Origin of the sequence: Blautia faecis (assembly GCF_020554845.1) — a bacterium.
In the GTDB taxonomy this organism is placed as follows: Bacteria; Bacillota; Clostridia; order Lachnospirales; family Lachnospiraceae; genus Blautia_A; species Blautia_A faecis.
Window position 1 is genome coordinate 13,251 of the sequence record NZ_JAJCIA010000011.1, and the last position, 19,349, is coordinate 32,599.

Annotated in this window: 17 protein-coding genes; 13 read left to right on the forward strand and 4 right to left on the reverse strand. The window is 43.4% G+C overall.

The window, feature by feature from the left end; translation table 11 throughout:
• Positions 1 to 55 precede the first annotated feature (55 nt).
• The 3 genes from LIZ66_RS07285 to LIZ66_RS07295 all read right to left on the reverse strand — a co-directional run bounded on the left by LIZ66_RS07285 (position 56) and on the right by LIZ66_RS07295 (position 2,943).
• On the reverse strand, positions 56 to 604 hold the full coding sequence (locus LIZ66_RS07285; protein ID WP_227201131.1) for a transcription repressor NadR: 549 nt from the start codon (positions 602 to 604) through the stop codon (positions 56 to 58).
• Positions 605 to 755: 151 nt separating this feature from the next.
• A complete protein-coding gene (gene nadC, locus LIZ66_RS07290) occupies positions 756 to 1,613 on the reverse strand; it encodes a carboxylating nicotinate-nucleotide diphosphorylase (protein ID WP_227201130.1) in 858 nt (285 codons plus the stop codon).
• Positions 1,606 to 2,943, reverse strand: coding sequence for an L-aspartate oxidase (locus tag LIZ66_RS07295; RefSeq protein ID WP_227201129.1), 1,338 nt, complete (start codon positions 2,941 to 2,943; stop codon positions 1,606 to 1,608). The genes nadC and LIZ66_RS07295 overlap by 8 nt, the downstream gene beginning before the upstream one ends.
• Positions 2,944 to 3,297: 354 nt before the next feature.
• On the opposite strand from LIZ66_RS07295, the gene nadA reads away from it, so the two are divergent.
• The 12 genes from nadA to LIZ66_RS07355 all read left to right on the forward strand — a co-directional run bounded on the left by nadA (position 3,298) and on the right by LIZ66_RS07355 (position 16,915).
• On the forward strand, positions 3,298 to 4,218 hold the full coding sequence (nadA, locus tag LIZ66_RS07300; protein WP_173719528.1) for a quinolinate synthase NadA: 921 nt from the start codon (positions 3,298 to 3,300) through the stop codon (positions 4,216 to 4,218).
• 450 nt (positions 4,219 to 4,668) lie between these two features.
• Positions 4,669 to 5,604, forward strand: coding sequence for an AraC family transcriptional regulator (locus LIZ66_RS07305; protein WP_173736462.1), 936 nt, complete (start codon positions 4,669 to 4,671; stop codon positions 5,602 to 5,604).
• Positions 5,592 to 6,521 carry an AraC family transcriptional regulator gene (locus LIZ66_RS07310; protein ID WP_195992630.1) on the forward strand — a complete coding sequence of 310 codons (930 nt, stop codon included), beginning with the start codon at positions 5,592 to 5,594 and terminating at the stop codon, positions 6,519 to 6,521. Before LIZ66_RS07305 ends, LIZ66_RS07310 begins: the two co-directional genes overlap by 13 nt.
• Positions 6,522 to 6,717: 196 nt before the next feature.
• Positions 6,718 to 8,010 (forward strand): ABC transporter substrate-binding protein, encoded by a 1,293-nt coding sequence (locus tag LIZ66_RS07315; RefSeq protein WP_173736464.1) that lies wholly within the window; start codon positions 6,718 to 6,720, stop codon positions 8,008 to 8,010.
• Positions 8,011 to 8,144: 134 nt separating this feature from the next.
• Complete coding sequence (locus LIZ66_RS07320; RefSeq protein ID WP_195478386.1) at positions 8,145 to 9,038, forward strand: carbohydrate ABC transporter permease; 894 nt, start codon at positions 8,145 to 8,147, stop codon at positions 9,036 to 9,038.
• The gene (locus LIZ66_RS07325; protein ID WP_173736465.1) at positions 9,031 to 9,870 is read left to right on the forward strand and encodes a carbohydrate ABC transporter permease; all 840 of its coding nucleotides are present in this window, start codon (positions 9,031 to 9,033) and stop codon (positions 9,868 to 9,870) included. The genes LIZ66_RS07320 and LIZ66_RS07325 overlap by 8 nt, the downstream gene beginning before the upstream one ends.
• 22 nt (positions 9,871 to 9,892) lie before the next feature.
• The gene (locus LIZ66_RS07330; RefSeq protein ID WP_173736466.1) at positions 9,893 to 11,107 is read left to right on the forward strand and encodes an enolase C-terminal domain-like protein; all 1,215 of its coding nucleotides are present in this window, start codon (positions 9,893 to 9,895) and stop codon (positions 11,105 to 11,107) included.
• A gap of 118 nt (positions 11,108 to 11,225) precedes the next feature.
• Complete coding sequence (locus LIZ66_RS07335; RefSeq protein WP_173736467.1) at positions 11,226 to 11,690, forward strand: RidA family protein; 465 nt, start codon at positions 11,226 to 11,228, stop codon at positions 11,688 to 11,690.
• 36 nt (positions 11,691 to 11,726) lie between these two features.
• Positions 11,727 to 13,316 (forward strand): N-acyl-D-amino-acid deacylase family protein, encoded by a 1,590-nt coding sequence (locus LIZ66_RS07340; protein WP_227200795.1) that lies wholly within the window; start codon positions 11,727 to 11,729, stop codon positions 13,314 to 13,316.
• Positions 13,317 to 13,318: 2 nt separating this feature from the next.
• On the forward strand, positions 13,319 to 14,458 hold the full coding sequence (locus LIZ66_RS07345; protein WP_173736469.1) for an aminotransferase class V-fold PLP-dependent enzyme: 1,140 nt from the start codon (positions 13,319 to 13,321) through the stop codon (positions 14,456 to 14,458).
• 189 nt (positions 14,459 to 14,647) lie between these two features.
• Positions 14,648 to 15,028: a GGDEF domain-containing protein gene (locus LIZ66_RS07350; protein ID WP_195992628.1), complete on the forward strand. Its 381-nt coding sequence runs from the start codon at positions 14,648 to 14,650 to the stop codon at positions 15,026 to 15,028.
• Between the two features lie 201 nt (positions 15,029 to 15,229).
• Positions 15,230 to 16,915, forward strand: a complete 1,686-nt coding sequence (locus LIZ66_RS07355; protein WP_227200796.1) for an AAA family ATPase — start codon at positions 15,230 to 15,232, stop codon at positions 16,913 to 16,915.
• 62 nt (positions 16,916 to 16,977) lie between these two features.
• On the opposite strand, the gene LIZ66_RS07360 is transcribed toward LIZ66_RS07355, so the two are convergent.
• Positions 16,978 to 18,105 (reverse strand): glycerate kinase family protein, encoded by a 1,128-nt coding sequence (locus tag LIZ66_RS07360; RefSeq protein ID WP_227200797.1) that lies wholly within the window; start codon positions 18,103 to 18,105, stop codon positions 16,978 to 16,980.
• A gap of 199 nt (positions 18,106 to 18,304) precedes the next feature.
• Here LIZ66_RS07360 and LIZ66_RS07365 point away from each other — a divergent pair, with 199 nt between their 5' ends.
• A complete protein-coding gene (locus LIZ66_RS07365) occupies positions 18,305 to 19,261 on the forward strand; it encodes a ketopantoate reductase family protein (protein ID WP_227200798.1) in 957 nt (318 codons plus the stop codon).
• Positions 19,262 to 19,349 lie beyond the last annotated feature (88 nt).

Here is a 19,349-nt window from a genome sequence, read left to right on the forward strand (position 1 = left end):
AACAAGAACCAGGATGAGACTTGTGCTCAGCCTGGTTCTTGAACTTTTTTCGTTTTTATTCCTGACCGCCCCAGAAATCTACGGGTTCGTAGTCCTGTAATTTCGCAAGGAACCCCTTCTGCTGAAGTTCTTCCTGAATGGCATCCAGGATTTCTTCACTTTCGGCGTCGATGGTGTGGTAGTGGTAGCCGGAGGTTACATTTTTCAAAAGGCTGGATTTTCCGGTGCTGATTTCTTCCATATAGCTGCGTACATCCCGGCGTGATTTAATTCCCATTTCTGCCTTCAGTACGCCGTAAACCTTATGATAAACGAATACGTCGCGAATCTGGCCGCCGGCGTCTACGATGGTGCTTAATTCCTCTTCAACCTGATCATCTGTGTGATAAACCTTAAAAACTCTGGAATATTTCCTGTCCTCCTGGAGCAGATAGCCTTTGTTGGTGGAAAAAATGGTGGCTCCGTTGGCACGCAGGAGAGAAATATCCTGGACAATAATCTGGCGGCTTACATTTAATTCCTTAGATAAGGTACCGCCGGAAACGGGATTATTGCTGGAAGATAGGATATTCAGAAGTTGTTTTCGTCTTTTTTCGCCTTTCATTTTTTATCTCCTGTCTGCTGGTTTGTGATGAAAGTTACCTGTTACCGTGTAGAGCCTTTGTCAAACACGTTTTGGGACGTGTTGATGGCGGGAAACAGATGACTTCCATTCTGATAATTGCTGTCGGTGGGGGAGTTCAGCCGAATAGGGCTTACTCCACCGGATGTAGATTTTTCATTGATAAATCCATAATAGGAGCGGAATGTGTAAGTGCTCCGCTTGATACATAATTTACACCCAAACCAGTGAGTCTGGCAATATTTTCTTTTGTTACATTTCCGGAAACTTCAATTTCGGCACGTCCGGCAATGTAGTCGATGGATTCTTTCAGCTGTTCAGTGGTCATATTATCCAGCATGATAATGTCCGCACCAGCTTCTACTGCCTCTTTTACCATATCCAGATTTTCTACCTCTATTTCAATTTTGCGAACAAAAGGAGCGTAGGCTTTTGCCATGGAGATGGCCTGTTTTACGCCTCCTGCGGCACCGATGTGATTGTCCTTGAGAAGAACGCCGTCGGAAAGATTATAGCGGTGGTTATTGCCGCCGCCTACGCGAACGGAATATTTCTCAAAAATACGGTTGTTCGGGGTGGTTTTTCTGGTGTCCAGAAGCTTGATCCCGGTTCCCTCAAGAAGAGCTGCAACCTGGCTGGTGTAGGTGGCGATTCCGCTCATTCTCTGGAGATAGTTAAGGGCGGTTCTTTCCCCGCAAAGGAGCACACGGATATCTCCGTAAATTTTTCCCACAAGCTGTTTATTTTCTACATGGTCTCCGTCTTTTATATAGAATTCAGCTCTGGTGGATGGATCCAGAAGTGTGAAAACACGCTCAAAAACCTGGAGTCCGCAGATGATTCCATCTTCTTTGCAGATAAGATCTACAACGCCTGGAGTGGAATCTGGCATTACGCTGTTGGTGGATACGTCTTCGCTTGTGATATCTTCTTTTAATGCGCTTAAAATGAACGGATCAACATTTAATCCGAGAGTTACCTGATCATACATATAAAAATTCCTTTCTGCCTTCTGGATTTTGGCCAAGGGTGATGGCCTGTGTGGCAAGATGGTGATAAGTTTCGGCCAGGGTCTGAATGTCCTGGTATGGGGTGAAGTCTACGTGGGAAGCAAGGTAATCAGCAATTTTGCTGGCATTCTGAGGTAAAGCATTCTTAAGATCCTGCTCTGCCATATCCTGCGCTGCCCGTCTTGCGAAAACAAGGCTTTCCAGCAGGGAGTTGCTTGCCAGGCGATTTTTGCCATGGACACCGTTGCAGGCAGCTTCTCCTACTACATAGAGATTTTCCATGGAAGAACGGCTCTGATAATCCACTTTTACGCCGCCCATGAAATAATGCTGTGCCGGAACAACCGGGATACATTCCTTGAAAACATCATAGCCCATTTCCCTGCAGTGCTCAACAATGTTTGGAAAATGGTGGCGAAGAGTTTCTGCCGGGATGGTGCGTAGGTCTTCCCAGACAAAGTCGGTGTCGTCTTTTGCCATCTGTTCGTGAATTTTCTGGGAAAGAAGATCACGGGGCAGCAGCTCGTTTACGAAACGGTTCATGTTTTTGTCGTAAAGTCTGGCACCTTCGCCACGGACAGATTCGGAAATCAGAAAGCTGCGGTCTTCCGGATGTCTGGTGTAGAAGGTGGTAGGGTGAATCTGCACGTAATCCGGGTTCTGCAGTTCAATATTATGCTTACCTGCAATAGCAAGTGCGTCGCCGGTAAGGTGGCGGAAGTTGGTGGAATGTCTGTAAAGTCCACCTACACCTCCGCTGGCCAGAACGGTATAGGTTGCAGTAACGGTGTCAAGGGAACCATCTGGACGGCGGATCACAGCGCCGTAGCAGTGGTTGTCTTTTTCCAGAATATCAACCAGGGTGGTGTATTCCAGAAGTTCTACATTGGAAAGCTTCTGGACTTCGCGGAGCAGGGTGCTGGTGATCTCTTTTCCGGTTACATCCTCGTGGAAAATAATACGGTTGGTGGAATGGGCACCTTCTTTGGTGTAAGCAAGGCTGCCATCTTCGTTTCGCTCGAACTGGGCACCGTAAGAGACAAGATCCCTGACAACCTCCGGGGAGGTTTTAATCATGATCTCTACGGATTTTTTGTCATTTTCGTAGTGTCCGGCTTTCATGGTGTCTTCGAAAAAGCTGTCATAGTCGGACTGTTCTTTCAGCATGCACATGCCGCCTTGGGCGAGAAAGGAATCGTTACTGGTAAGGTCGGATTTGGTGATGACGGTGATTTTTTTGTCGCGGGGAAGCTGGAGGGCACAGTAAAGACCGGAGCAGCCGCTTCCTGCGATGAGGATATCTGTTTTCATAATTGATGGTCCTTTTTTTACGGATAAATTTGGTGTACAGAGAAATTTTGCAAAAGTAATCTGAAGCGCAGGCTTATGAAATTTCTCTGTGAATGATTACAATTGTGCGCGCGGATTCAAATTTTCCGAACGACATGCCCTGTAGTATATCACTAAACTTTACAATTGACAAGATAGCTGTAAACTTTTTTGTTGACAGTGAGGACGGCAGGTAATATAATCCTAAGAAAATGTCCGAAAAGAGTGGAACTATTAGCAGCCAATGAGGGTAAGAAGATATTTAAGAACACATTCGGGTATACATGGAAAATTAAAGTTCCGGAATAAATGAAAACACAGGAGTGAAAAACGATTATGATGACAACAAGACAGCTGCAGGATGAAATTCTGCGTTTAAAGAAGGAAAAAGATATCTGCATTCTGGCGCATGCATACCAGAGCCATGAGATTCTGGAGGTAGCAGATTACACAGGTGATTCTTATGGACTGAGCCAGCAGGCGGCTAAGGCTCCGCAGAAGAACGTGCTGATGTGTGGTGTAAGATTTATGGCAGAAACAGTAAAAATTCTTTCTCCGGAGAAAAAGGTTTACCTTTCCAATAGCGGCGCAGGATGTCCAATGGCAGAGCAGCTGGATGTGGAGATGCTTTCCGCACTGAAAGAGTCCAATCCGGACTACACAGTTGTGGCTTATATTAATACCACTTCCGAACTGAAAACAATCTGTGATGTGTGCGTAACTTCTTCTTCTGCGTTGAAGATTGTGAACAATATCGACAATGACAAGATCCTGTTTATCCCGGACTGCAACCTTGGCGCATGGGTGGAGAAGCAGGTTCCGCAAAAAACGTTCAAGTTCGTTCACGGGGGATGTCCAACTCATCTTAGAATGTCTGTAAGAGATGTGAAAAAAGCCAGAGCCGCTCATCCGGAAGCGAAGTTACTGGTTCATCCAGAGTGTCTGCCAGAGGTTTCTGCAATGGCAGATTATATTGGAAGTACTACCGGAATTATGAAATATGCCGAGGAAAGCGATGCTAAAGAATTTATTATCGGCACCGAGAACAGCATTGTCCAGCATCTCCAGTACGAGTGCCCGGACAAGAAATTTTATCCGCTGTCAAAGGACTGCGTATGCCACAATATGAAACTGACTACATTGATGGATGTTTATAATTGCGTCTGCGGTCAGGGCGGAGAAGAGATCAAGCTGGATGAGAATGTGAGAGTGAAGGCGAAGGCTTGTATTGATACGATGTTGACGATGGGGGAATAGAAAATTTATCTTTTAAGATAAGCAGAAATTAGAGACAATTACTAATTGTAAAAAAAGAATACAACTGATATAATTATATTTGGGTGCTACCATAACGGTAGGCGGTTAGTCCTTCGGCAGAGGGACTGTGACCCTCTGATTACATAGAAACCCGGAAGGGAATCAAACGGAAAGGAGGGCTAAGCCAATGAGTATTTTGGACTTTATTGCAGTAATGAGTTTTGGCATTACTTGCTTTTGTGCCGGATACACATTCGGCAAAGATACTAATAAGCCACAAAAATAGCCGCCCCGGTAAAAGGGCTGGCTGTATCTGTCGGCTCTTTTTTTCGTAGGTCTAAATTACAGAAAACGATTTTATGTATGTTGTTTGCAGGTAATGATTCGAGGAATACATTGCTGTGAAGCTCATGAATAGAAAGTTTATATGAGTCAGAAAGGGAGGAATTTATGAAAGCTCCTGATTTTTACTTAAATAATTACATTGCTGATGAATTAAGAGCAGCTTTCGATAAAGAAGATGTATGTATCAGTTACAGTGGAGATTATGAACCGGAAACTTTGAATCAGGTTCATAATTCCTGCGAAATTCTTTTTGTAGAAGAAGGGGAAGCGGAGTATCAGGTTAACGATACTGTATATCATGTGGAAAAAAATACAGTTTTAATCATAGGTGCCACTGACCGGCATAAGTTTACGTTTACAAAACTGCCATATATTCGCTACGGGTTGACTTTAATGCCATCATTTCTCCAGAGTCTGCCCATAGTGAGCGGCTATATGAATGTTTACCAAACCCAGATTCCGGAAAATGCAGCTAAGCTTGTGAATTTAGAACCTTCCGTTTTTCAGAGAATGATAAAAATCCTCTGGGAACTGCGGGATGAGTGGGAATCTGGTGAAGAAGGCAGTGATATGGTCTGCGCCTTGGTGATGGAACTGACCATTCTTTTGAAACGGCAGCTGCAGATGAAAAGCCAGGAAAGCAGCGGAACTTACAAGGCCATGAATGAGCTGAAACATTACATTGACACGCATTACCAGGAGGACTTAAGTCTTAGCAATCTCAGCAAGATCTTTTATCTGCAGCCAGGCACCATCAGCAAGAATTTCCGCCAGATATGGGGGAAAAATATAAACCGTTATATTAATTCCGTGAGGATTACCAACGCAGTGCACATTCTGGATAAGTCAGATATAAGTATTACAGAACTGGCAGAAATGGTGGGATACGAAAATGTAAATACATTTTTACGCCAGTTTAAGGAAAAAATGGATGTGTCGCCTCTGCAGTACAGGAAACGTAGGCAGCAGGCAATGGAAAGAATGCATACCAGAGAAATGTTTTCGAGAAAAGAGAGGGGTGAGGAAAATTGGAAAATTTAAACGAGTTTTTGAACTGTTATAATGAAAAAGACCATTCTATAGCATTAAACAATCGGAATATTTATGTGAGCTATAGTGGAGATTACAAGGGAAATCCCATTAATCACGTGCATAATTCCTGTGAGCTTCTGTTTATCGAACAAGGAGGCGGCGAATACAAGATCCGTGATCAGCAGTATCATATTGAGAAAAACGGAGTTCTGATCATAGGCGGAACTGATCCTCACAGCAGAAGGTTTACCCAGGTGCCGTGCATCCGCTACGGACTTACAGTTCTTCCGGCATTTCTCCAGAGTCTGCCGGTTATAAACAGTTATATGAATGTATATCGGACCCACAGCCCGGAGGAAGCAAACAAGCTTCGGGGAATTGATGATGTGACCTTTAACCGTATGGTTTCTATTATCTGGCAACTGCGAGAGGAAACAAAGGACAACGGACAGGGAAAAGGAGATATGGTCTACGCTCTTCTTCTGGAGATGACCATAATCCTGAATCGACTGCTTCAGTTAGAAAAACAGGATATCAGCGGTATGTACAAAACCATGAGTGATATTAAGAATTATATTGATTTTCATTATGCGGAAAATCTCAGTCTTGAAGAATTAAGCCGTATTTTTTATCTCCAGCCAAATACCATCAGTAAGAATTTTCGTAAGACTTTTGAAAAAAACATCAACAGCTATATCCACTCTGTGAGAGTAAGTAATGCAGTAAGGGTTCTGGAGAAGAATGATATCAGCATTACAGAATTGTCAGAAGTGGTGGGATACGCCAGCGTAAATACTTTTTTGCGGCAGTTCCGGGAGAGTCTTGGAATTTCACCACTGCAGTATAAAAAGCAGTTTGAGCAATATAAAGAGGACGCGGGTAAAACACGGCTAACATGGGATATTCGGGAAAAAAAGAAGTATTGATATACATATCCAAAAAATGATGATTTTTATTCGAAAAATGGTGAGAAAAATGGTGATAATCTTGCTATAATAACATCATCAACATAAACAAGACGGACACAAGGAAACATGATTAGCTGCAGCAAAATGTTTCGAAAAAAACTAAAAAATCACGAAAATTTGTACAAAAAGCAAAAACAATAAGGAGGATTTTTATATGTTAAAGAGAAAAATTGCACTTGCTATGGCTGGCTTTATGGCAGTATCTGCTTTCCCGATGAATGTTATGGCGGAAGAAAATGGTGATAAAGTTAACCTTACAGTTATGTGTGCATATGCTAGTGAGGACCCGCACGGACAGTACGTATATCAGTATGCTGACAAATTCATGGAAGAGAACCCAAACGTAAATATTGAGATCCAGGCAGTCAGCTCAAACGATATTTACACTAAACTGGCAGCTATGGCTACTTCTCCAGATGATCTTCCAACACTGTTCTTCACAAGTGCTGACCAGGCGCCTACATTATATGATCTGGGACTTATGGAAGACCTGAAGGGATATCTTGATGATGAAACTCTTGGAGCATTTGCAAATGGTGTTGTAGATGCCTGCACATATGATGATACAATGGCGTTCTACCCCATCGACGTACAGCCGCTGGCGATGCTTTATCGTACAGACAGATTTGAGGAAAAAGGACTTGAAGTTCCGAAAACATGGGATGAATTCTTAGAGTGTGCAAAAGCTCTTACAGAAGATTCTGACGGTGATGGTGAAGTTGATCAGTGGGGATTTTCAATGGTTGGTTCCAACAATAGTTCAGGACAGAGCCGTTTCATGTCTTATCTGTGGAGCAACGGATGCAACCTTGTAACAGACAATGATGGAGAATGGGTTGCTGATCTTGGGGATAATTTCACAGATCTGCTTAAATTCTGGACAGATATGAACAATGAGTACGGTGTTGTTCCTACAGGTATCACAGAAGTTGACTATGCTACAGCAGCTAACTACTTCGCAATGGGATACACAAGCATGATGCTTACAGGAAGTAACGCAATTGGTGTTGCTTATGCAAACAACGAAGAACTGAAAGGAAAAATCGGTTCCTTCCCGATTCCTGGAGATGCAGCTGGAACAATGTTAAATGCTGAAGGATATGCACTTTGCAGTTCCGCTTCTGACGAGCAGAAAACAGCAGCAGTTGATTTCCTGAAATTCTTCACAAATAATGATTCTGACCTGATGTTCTGGCAGTCCAGTGGAAAGATCCCGGCTACAACAGAAGCTCAGAAAGCAGAATACATCACAGGCGATGACTACAAAGGATACCTTCAGACAATTGAGAATGGTTGTATCGCACCTACTACATTTGCTGGTATCAGCGGTCTGAAGAGCCTTCTTGGTGACGCTTACTCATCTGTATTCAGTGGTGAGGCTACTAACGAAGAAGCAGCTGACACATTTGCAAGCGAGCTTGATAACCTGCTTGAGGACTACAACTAAAAAGACTTATCTGATCAGTCAGATAGAACCTTGAATTTGGGCTGAGGGGAGAAAATATCCCCCCTCAGTTTTTCTATACTCAATTTTACTGAATTTTTAATACTTTTTAAGGAGAGGTGCATAAAATGGCGTCGATGACAAACAAAAAGAAGACCTCGTTTAAAAGAACCGAAAAATATCAGCGCACAGGCTACAAGTTTATAGCGCCGGGCCTTCTCATGATGGTGCTGCTGATTATTTATCCGATGTTATACGGGGCATACTTAAGTTTTTATAATACGAACCTTGTAAACAAATGGAAGTTTGTAGGATTTAAATATTATCTGGAAGCTTTTACAAAGCCTGAATTCTATACTTCCGTACTTTTAACCTTCTGGTTTATGATCCTTGTAGTTGCCGGACACTTCGTCATTGGATTTTTACTGGCATCTACATTAAATAAGAAATTTCATGGCAGAACAATTTTTCGAGTAATTTTCATGCTTCCATGGCTTTTCCCGGAAACCGTAATTGCTCTGCTGTTTACCTGGATAATGAACCCAATGTATGGTGTACTGAATAGTATCCTGAAAAGCTTGGGAATCATTTCTTCTAACGTATCCTGGCTTGGATCCGCGAAATTCGCATTCCCGGCTGTAGTAGCAGTTTGCATCTGGAAAGGTTATCCTCTTGTAATGACTATGATCCTTTCCGGACTTCAGAGTATTTCACATGATTTATATGAGGCTGCTGAAATTGATGGCGCAAACAAATGGCAGCAGTTCCTGCATGTAACTGTTCCAGGATTGAAACCGGTTATGACAACAACCTTGATCTTGGATAGTGTATGGTGGTTCAAACAGTATACACTGGTTTACACAATGACCGGTGGCGGACCTGGTACAGCAACCAATCTGATCAGTTTGAACATTTATGGTACAGCGTTCAACGATCTTCGATTTGGAAAAGCTGCAGCCTGGGGAATCATTGTATTTGTAATTTGTTACCTGATCAGTAAGCTCTATAGGATGGTGTTGAAAGATGACTAATGAAAAGAGAAAAATCTTAAATGGAACATTACGATATGTGTTCCTGATAATTATGGCACTGTTCGTTCTGGTGCCGGTTCTGTGGATGGTTTCTACAGCATTTAAGACAGAGGCGGAGACATATTCTCCTACACCAATCTGGATTCCAAGTGAGATTTCACTGGCTTCCTTTAAAAAATTCTTCGGAATCTACAATTTCGGGTCAATGACAATGAACAGCCTTGTTACCTGTCTTGGTTCCATGATCATCTGTACTGTATTTTCCTGTCTTGCAGGTTACGGTGTAACCAGATTTAACTTCAAAGGAAAAAAATCTTTCCTTGGATTCCTTCTGGTAACTCAGATGTTCCCAAGTGTTATGCTGGTAGTTCCGTTCTATTCTATGTTAACAAAATATCATATGACCAATACTTTGTTTGGTTTGATCATTGTTTATGCTGCAACAAATATTGCGTTCAGTACCTGGATGATGACTTCTTATTTCAAAACAATTCCAACGGAGCTTGATGAGGCAGCACGAGTTGATGGAGCAAACAGCTTCACGATTTTCTGGAAGATCATTCTTCCGCTGGTAGTTCCGGGAATTGCTGCAGTTGCGATTTTCGTATTGATCAATGGATGGAACGAGTATATGTATTCTTCCGTTTTGATTTCAAAAGATGCATTAAAAACACTTACAGTAGGAATCGTGTCCTTGAATACACAGAACCAGGTGCACTGGAATGATATGATGGCTGCTTCTTCTATGTCATGTCTTCCACTTATCATTTTATTCCTGTGTTTCCAGAAATACTTTATCGCCGGCATGACAAGCGGCGCAGTTAAGAGTTGATAAATTTAGGAGGAAAGAGATTATGAAAGCCATTACAATCAGAGACATTAAAGCATTTGTAACAGCACCTCATGGAAATAATCTTGTAGTAGTAAAAGTAGAAACTTCAGAGCCGGAATTATACGGAGTTGGCTGTGCCACTTTTACATGGCGCTACAAAGCAGTTGTAACTGCAATCGAAGAGTACCTTCGTCCATTCCTGATCGGACGTTCTGTACATGATATAGAAGATATCTGGCAGTCCATGATGGGAAGTTCTTATTGGAGAAACGGTCCGGTTTTGAACAACGCATTATCCGGTGTAGATGAAGCACTTTGGGATATCAAAGGTAAACTTGCAGGAATGCCGCTGTACAGCTTATTTGGCGGAAAGTGCAGAGAGGGAATCGCTCTTTACCGTCATGCAGATGGAAACAGTCCGGAAGAAGTTGAGGAGAAGATTCATGCATTTATGGAACAGGGATTCCGCTATATCCGCTGTCACATGGGAACTTATGGTGGAAACTTCGACGGAACTATCCAGAACATGGTTCATCCGGAGAATGCACCGAAAGGTGCTTACTATTCATCCAGAACTTATATGCAGAGCGTTGTCAAATTGTTTGACAGAATCCGTACAGATATTGGCTGGAATCTGGAAATTATGCATGATATCCATGAGAGACTTTCTCTGGCAGATACACTGAGTTTTACAAAAGAGCTGGAGCAGTTTAAACCGTTTTTCATTGAGGATGCACTTGCTCCTGATCAGGTTGGCTACTTCAAATATTTGAGAGAGCAGACCGCAGTTCCGCTGGCAATGGGTGAGTTATTTACACATCCGCTTGAGTGGAAGACAATTGTACAGAATCAATGGATTGATTTTATCCGCTGTCATCTCAGTGACATCGGTGGATTAACACCAGCAAGAAAAGTTGCTGCATTCTGCGAGCAGTATCAGGTTCGTACCGCATGGCATGGTCCGAACGATCTTTCTCCGATTGGTATGGCAGCACAGATGCATCTGGATCTTTGCAGCCCGAACTTCGGTATTCAGGAGTTTGCCGGATTTAATGAGGCAGAGGAAGAAGTATTCCCAGGATGCCCACAGGTTCGTAATGGCTATGCATACTTAAATGATAAACCGGGAATCGGCGTAGATTTCGATGAAAAAGCTGCGGCAAAATATCCGGCAATCGATATGGATTTCAGCTGGCTCTTCAGCCGTCTGGAAGATGGAACAGCTGTAAGACCGTAAAGTGATTTAAGCCGCCGGGTTTCTGCTATGGCAGAGACTGGCGGCTTCATGTGGTTATATTCAAACAAAGATGTTGTCAGCTGGTGGCATCACCAAAACGAAAAGGAGAATAAAAATCATGACAATCGAAGAAAAACTGGAAAAAATGGGTTTAACACTTCCACCTGCACCTGGAAAAGGTGGTGTTTATGCAAGCGTAAAATCTCTTGGAAATAACTTTTATTATATTTCAGGCTGTGGCTCCTACATTGAGGGAGAAGGTCCGCAGGGAAAACTTGGACAGGATCTTACAATCGAGGAAGGCCAGGAAGCTGCAAAGAGAACTATTTTAAATTATCTTTCCGTGATCAAGGCACACATCGGAAGCCTTGACAAAGTAAAATCTTTTGTAAAAGTACTTGTTTTTGTTGGCTGTACACCTGATTTTTACGAGCAGCCGCAGGTAGCAAACGGAGCAACACAGCTTTTGGTTGATCTGTTTGGAGAGGAAATCGGAGCGCCTTCACGTTCTGCAATCGGAGCAGTAGCTCTGCCGGGAAATACTCCTGTAGAGATTGAAGGCATTGTACAGATGGAGGACTAAATACTTTTTCCAGTAATCAGAGAGGATGGCGGAATTATGGATATACTGATCAAAGGTGGTCTGATCGTTGATGGAACTGGGGAAAAGCCTTTCTATGGGGACATTGCAATCGATCGTGATATGATCACTGAAATAGGAGAAAACCTGGATGCATCCAAGGCAAGAAAAGTTGTGGATGCCAAAGGACTTACCGTGACACCGGGATTTATTGACGGACATACACATTCGGAATTAAATATTTTGAAGAACAGACAGCATCCCAATGCTCTTTATCAGGGGATCTCAACTGTAGTGACAGGTCAATGCGGTCTTGGTTTTGCACCGATGAAACCAGAGCAGTTTGAAGATTCCATCAAAATTAATTCCGGTATTTTTGGAGATTACAGACATTATCTGAAAGGCTGGACAACCTTCGGGGAATTCCTGGACCAGCTGGATGGTTCCGGTGTAAATGTGGCAGCAAACGTATCCCACAATGCTATCCGTCAGATGGTAACCGGATTTAAAAATGTAGTATGGAGTGAAAAAGAGCGTCGTGAAGCCCAGGAAGTGATTCGCCAGACTATGAAGGAAGGTGCAGTGGGATTTTCCGTCGGCTTATCTTACTATCCAGGTGGATACAGCGATACGGAGGAACTGATTGCATTGTGCCAGATTGTACAGGAATATGATGGGCTTTTCTGCGTACATCAGAGACTGGATGACGGACAGGTTCCCCTTCGTCCAAGATATGAAGCGGCTGAAATTGCGAGAAAAACAGGGGTAAGGCTGAACATGCTCCACTATCGTACTGGCAGTATGGAGGAAGATTACCGTACTCTGTTTGAGCCATTTAAGGACATTGAGGCTGCTGGAAACAAAGTTTATTACGAATATTATCCATATATGGTTGGTGCAGGACTTGTACTTGCGCTGGTACCTGGATGGGCACAGCAGGGGAGCTATGCAGAGATTATGGAAAGACTTACATCCAAAGAACTGCGAGGCAAACTTCTGAAAGATATGGATGAGAGACATAAATATTTCTTTGGACCAGATCAGACTGCAACTGTTATTCTCACAAAGGATCCGTATAGCCGCGATCTTGGCAAGACTTTTGCCCGGATTTCTGAAGAAAACCATGAGACATTTTCTGAGACAATCATTCGTCTTCTGGTGGAGAATGAACTGCAGGTTGGTTTCGCTGGTGTGGAAAATCAGTCCGAAGAGCTGAAGAAAAAGCTTTATGACGACCAGTACAAGCTGTTTATGGATGACCGCTACACCATCGGAAGTGATACGATTCCTGCTGGAATGCTTTGCCATCCACGTGGATTTGGTTCTTTTGCAAGGATCATTGCCTATATGAGGGAAAGAAATGTACCGGTTGAGTATATCGTGAAGAAATTAACATCTATGCCGGTAGAAATGTACCGTTTGGAAGGACGTGGAGTTCTGAAGGCTGGAATGAAGGCAGATATTTGTCTTATGGATTATGAAAATGTGAAAGATCAGGCGACCTTCGAGGATCCCAGACAGCGTGCGACAGGTGTGGAGGCTCTGTATATCAATGGTCTTCCGGCTCTTGAGCATGGCAATATTACAGGAATTCTGGCAGGCCATGCCTTAAGAAGAGGGGAAAAATAAAAATGAGTGAGCATACATCTTTTTATGAAAAAATAGGGATCACTCCTCTGATCAACGCCAGTGAGACATATACGAATCTTGGCGGATCACTGATGGATGAAAGAACCGTAGAAGCTATGCGCCAGGCGGGAGAGCATTTCGTGGATTATCCGTTGCTTCTTCAGAAAGTAAGTGAGCGAGCAGCGGAGCTTACCAATAATGAGTCCGCTTTTGTGACAACTGGGGCAGCAGGCGGAGTAATTCTTTCCGCTGCTGCTGCAATGTGTGGACCAGATGAAAAGAAGCTGGATCAGTTGCCTCATGTGGAGAGTTTTGAGAAAAATGAGATTCTCATGTTTGATGGAAAGTTTCGGGAGATTATTCCTTATTGGAGACTTACAGGTCTGACAGGAGCAAAAATTGTTTCTGTTGAGCCAACTGTTGAAGCTATGGTGAATGCGGTAAATGAGAAAACAGCTGCGGTATTTCTTTTCCCGGCAACACTATATGAGGAGGGAATCCCCACCTGCGAGGAAGTGATCCCGGAATTGAAAAAGACCGGAGTTACCATTGTTGTGGACGCAGCTGCACAGCTTCCGCCAAGCTCTAATCTCTGGTATTATACGAAGGAACTTGGTGCTGATTTGTGTGTATTCAGTGGTGGAAAGCATATTCGTGGACCACAGAGTACGGGCCTGATCGTGGGACGAAAGGATCTGACTGAGGCCTGCCGTATGGCTGCAAGCCCCAATGCAAGGATCGGACGTGCATTTAAGACTGGAAAAGAAGAACTGGCTGGTTTTATTACGGCACTTGAATTGTTTGTCACAGAGAAGCCAGAAGACGGATTTGCCCGTCAGGAAGCTCTTTTGAAGAAGCTGGAGGACAAGCTTGTGAGCCGAGAACCTGAATTGAAAATGGAATTCCGAAATGAAGGACGTCTGGGAACTTATCAGCCGCTGCTTCTGGTGACACTTCCAGAGGGAAAGACTGCCGAGGCCTGCAACAAATACACCAGAGCGTTGCCGCAGCCCATTGATATCGGTGTTTATCCGCCAGAATTCCGCATGCCGGAGAATGTGATATTTTTAAATGCCTATAATCTGAAACCGGGTGAGGAAGATTTGGTTGCAGAGGGTGTACTTGGATATCTTGGAAAATAAAATTATGTAAATTGACAATAGCCGGAAGGGGATGAGAGAATTCTTCCGGCTGTTTTGTGTTGCTCATTTTGGGTTATTGTTTACGAGAATCGGAGTATAAAAGTCTGAATTTATGCGGATAAATTGATAAAACTATCTGGAGGCGTATAATAAACTTATGTTTTTGCACTATTGAGAGAGTGATAGAAAATGCATCTGGGAAATGTGCAAGCTGTGATCATGGCAGATTGCAATTATCTGAAACAGACGAACGATACAAAGGGGCATGAATTTGGAGATATGCTGTTGCAGAGCGTGGCAGATGGAATTAAGGCAGTATTGCCGGAAAAATGCATTGCCATGCGTGTTGGTGGAGATGAAATTTTTATGGTTTGTCCACATACTTCCAAGGAAAAAGCGGAGGTGCTGGTTCAGAAAATGAAGGAGCAGATGGTGAAGCGCAGTGATGAGATACTGCAGGTGAGTGTTTCCTTTGGCATCAGCACTGTGGAGAATGGGGAAGCGACCTTCGAGGAAGCGGATCAGGAGATGTATAAGGAGAAGATGGCATCCCGGGTCGGGAGAGAGTAAATGGAGGAGACCATCGGTTGGCAATATTTTGTGGCTACCGGTGGTCTTGTTCTTGTAAAGCATTCAGATGATAGTGTATAATGAAGTAATAATTTAAGGCGTAGCATCAAATTATTACGCTACGCAAACGTAGCCGCAGGCGGAGTTCGCGGTTCCACGAGAATTAATTTGAGACGTAGCATTTGAAAGCGAGGGTGAGGTATGGGACAGGTTATCAGTATTGGAAAACAGGATTATGTTTCTTTAAGAGAAAACCACTATTTTTATATTGATAAAACGGATTTCATCAGGCAGTGGTGGAAAAATGCAGATGATATTACCCTTATTACCCGTCCGAGGAGATTTGGAAAAACACTGAATATGAGTATGCTGAACTGTTTTTTTTCAAGACAGTATGCAGAAAGAGGAGACCTTTTTGAGGGACTTTCCATTTGGGAAGAGGAGAAATATCGCGAGCTGCAGGGAACCTATCCGGTGATTTTTATTAGCTTTGCAGATGTGAAGCAGAATAATTATGAGGATGCGGTTCAGAAGATTAAAAATATTATTGTGGATGTGTATAGACAGCATCGCTATTTGGAACAGCAGGAGTGCTTTTCTGAAAGCGAGAAGCAGAATATATTGTCTGTCACGGAAGAAATGAATGATGTGACAGCACAGGATGCGCTGAAAAATCTCTCCAAATACTTAAAATTATTATATGGAAAAAAGGTTTTGATTTTTCTGGATGAATATGATACGCCCATGCAGGAAGCGTATATACATGGATATTGGGATGAATTTATCGGATTTATGAGGGGGCTTTTTAATGCAGCCTTTAAAACAAATCCTTATCTGGAAAGAGCGGTGATGACTGGGATTACCCATGTGTCAAAAGAATCCGTATTTTCGGACTTAAATAATCTTGCGGTGATTACGACTACATCAGAGCAGTATGCAGATTGCTTCGGTTTTACAGAAGAAGAGGTCTTTTCAGCCTTAGATGCGTTTGGAATGTCTGAGAAAAAACAGATAGTAAAACAGTGGTATGATGGATTTATTTTTGGTCAGAGGCGGGATATTTACAATCCCTGGTCAATTACGAATTATCTGAAGGAAAAGAAACTAAAGCCATATTGGGCGGCAACAAGTTCTAATGCACTTATCAGCAAATTAATCCAGACGGCTTCGGCTGATATGAAAAAGCAGATGGAAAGGCTTTTAAATGGAGAACTGATTACTGTCAGCTTTGATGAGCAGGTTGTATTCAGCCAGTTAGAGCAGGATGAAAGTGCAATATGGAGTCTGCTTGTGGCAAGTGGGTATTTGAAAGTGGAGGACGTGGAATATCGGGGAATGACGCTGGAGCCATGGTATCATCTGGATATAACAAATCTGGAAACGGTAAGCATGTTTTCTAATATGTTTAAAGGATGGTTTGCTCCGGTAGCATCAAATTATAATGAATTTATCAGAGCCTTACTTGAGGGAAATGTTAAGGCTATGAATCTGTATATGAATGATGTTGCACTTGCAACGTTCAGCAGCTTTGATGTTGGAAAATATGTCTCTGAGAGAACACAACCGGAACGTTTTTACCATGGATTTGTGCTGGGGCTTCTGATAGAAATCAGAGATCGTTATGATGTTCGTTCTAACAGAGAAAGTGGTTTTGGAAGATATGATGTAATGCTGCTTCCCAAGAGCAAGCGGGATAATGCAATTATTTTGGAATTTAAGGTGCGTGAGCCAGATTCGGAAAAAACACTTGAAGATACTGTGGAATCTGCACTCGATCAGATAATAGAGAAAAAATACGATGCAGAGCTTCTGGGACTGGGGATTACACAGGAGCGGATCAGGCATTATGGGTTTGCGTTTGAGGGGAAGAAAGTTTTAATAGGATAAATGGAGAAAGGCGATATAATGGTTTAATTCGGTTTACAGCCAGAATTAAACCATTATATCGCTTAAAGCAGCCGGAACACCTGCTCGGCAGTGGCAGTCATATTGGCTTTTGCAGTGGCAGGATCCATAGCCTCCGCAAGTGTGCAGACATTTCGTAAAATTGGGAAAAAAGCATCAATTCCCTCTTTATTGCAGGCGGCGGCTTCCTTTGTGACACTTCCGGCAAATGCGATAACCTTTGCATGGTGCTTTTTTGCCAGCTTTGCCACGCCTACAGGTGCTTTTCCCATGGCTGTCTGAAAATCCAGGCGGCCTTCACCGGTGACTACCACGTCCGCATCAGAAAGTTCCTGCTTCAGTCCTACAGCATTCAGAATCAGTTCAATCCCAGGCGTCAGCGTCGCCCCCAGGTAGGAGAGAAAGGCGAAGCCAAGCCCTCCGGCAGCACCGGCACCAGGGGTATTGCAGTAATCCGTTCCCAGAGCTTGGGAAGTGATTTGCGCAAAATGTGCCATATCTTCATCTAATTGCTTTTTCTGATTTTCTGTCACACCTTTTTGCGGACCGTAAACATATGTGGAACCAATTTCACCGCAAAGAGGGTTATTCACATCGCATGCCACCTGAATATGAGCTTCTCTTAAAAGCGGATTCAGGCCGGAAATGTCGATTCTGGAAACCTTCGCCAGTGCCTGTCCGCCTTCGCCTGCCTCCACATTATTTTCATCCAAAAAACGTACGCCAAGAGCTTTTAACATACCGATGCCGCCGTCGTTGGTGGCGCTTCCGCCGATTCCAATGATAAAATTGCGGCAACCCTTCTGGAGGGCATGGTTTATCATTTCGCCCACACCATAGCTGGTAGCAAGAAGAGGATCCTTTGCATCATCTGGAACCAGTGTGATCCCGGCAGCGGAAGCCATTTCCATGACAGCGGTATTGCTGTCTTTCAGATATCCATAATAAGCATTGACTGGAGCATGCATGGGTCCGGTGACGGTCAGATCGATCCGCTCTCCGTTCATGCCTTCGATCAAGGCGTCCGTAGTGCCCTCTCCGCCGTCTGCGAGAGGTTTTACGATGACTTCTGCATCCGGTTTTGCCCGAAGAACTCCTTCCCTGATGGCCATTCCGGCTTCTATTGAGCTTAAGCTTCCTTTTAAAGAATCAATTGCGATGACAACCTTCATATGAAAAAATCCCCCAAAAAATAAATGGTAAAATATGTTGCGAAAAGATTCTCAATCTTATGTCTGTTTAAAGAATAGACCGCCTGGATTGTGGAGTCAAGTAGAAAAAAGCAAGAATTTTTGTATGGAGTTTTTATCAGATAATGATAAAATAGTAATATCTGTCTAGAAGGGAAAATATACATGGGAGGTTAAGACAATGAAGATAAAAACAGTTGCAGTTCTTGGCGCAGGTGCGGTTGGGTCTTATGTGATATGGGGGCTTTCCAGGCGGAAGGATATCCGGCTGGGAGTTCTTGCAGAGGGTAAGCGTGCGGAGAAATTGAAAAAAGGCTGCACGATCAATGATGAGGTTTATCATCCGGAAGTATGGACACCCCAGGAAGCAAAAGGGATAGACCTGCTGATCGTGTCTTTGAAATATGGAGCGCTGCCAGGTGCAATGGACAGCATCCGCCAGGTTACAGGAGAGAATACCACGGTCATGAGTCTTATGAACGGCGTGGACAGTGAGAAATTGATTTCCGATGAAATTGGAGCTTCCCATGTGATCTATTCGGTAATAAAAGTTGCTTCCCATAAAGAGGAAAATGGATATTGTTTTAACCCGGAAACCACCATTGGCATTATTTTCGGAGAGCCTTGCGCACCCTATGACAGTGAACGTGTGCAGGCCATTGAGGCTCTTTTTGCAGATACCGGACTGCATTATCGCTCTACAGAATATATCAGGGAAGAAATGTGGAGCAAATTCCGACTGAATGTATGCAATAATCTGCCCCAGGCAATTCTAGGGGCAGGAGTTGGCTGTTACCAGGACAGCGTTCATATGAAAGCAATCAGCGACGGACTTAGAAGAGAACTGGAAGCCATTGCTTCTGCAAAAGGAATCGATATAAGTAAGGCTGTTGCATCCTCTGGACATGGAAGTGTCGTTCCCCTATCAGCCAGATATTCCACACTGCAGGATCTGGATGCGGGACGCCATACGGAGATTGATATGTTCTCAGGCGCGTTGGTCCGCATGGGGCGGGAACTTGGGATTCCTACGCCGTATAATGAATATACCTACCATATGATAAAAGCTTTGGAAGAGAAAAATGATGGGAAGTTTGACTATAGCAAAGAGGATGGAGAAGTAACCTGTTCCAGGTAAAGAATTACAGCTATTGAGAGGCGTAAAAATGAACGATAAATGGCTTGATTTTGCAATCCGTATTCAAAGCATCGGCTGCACTCTCTTG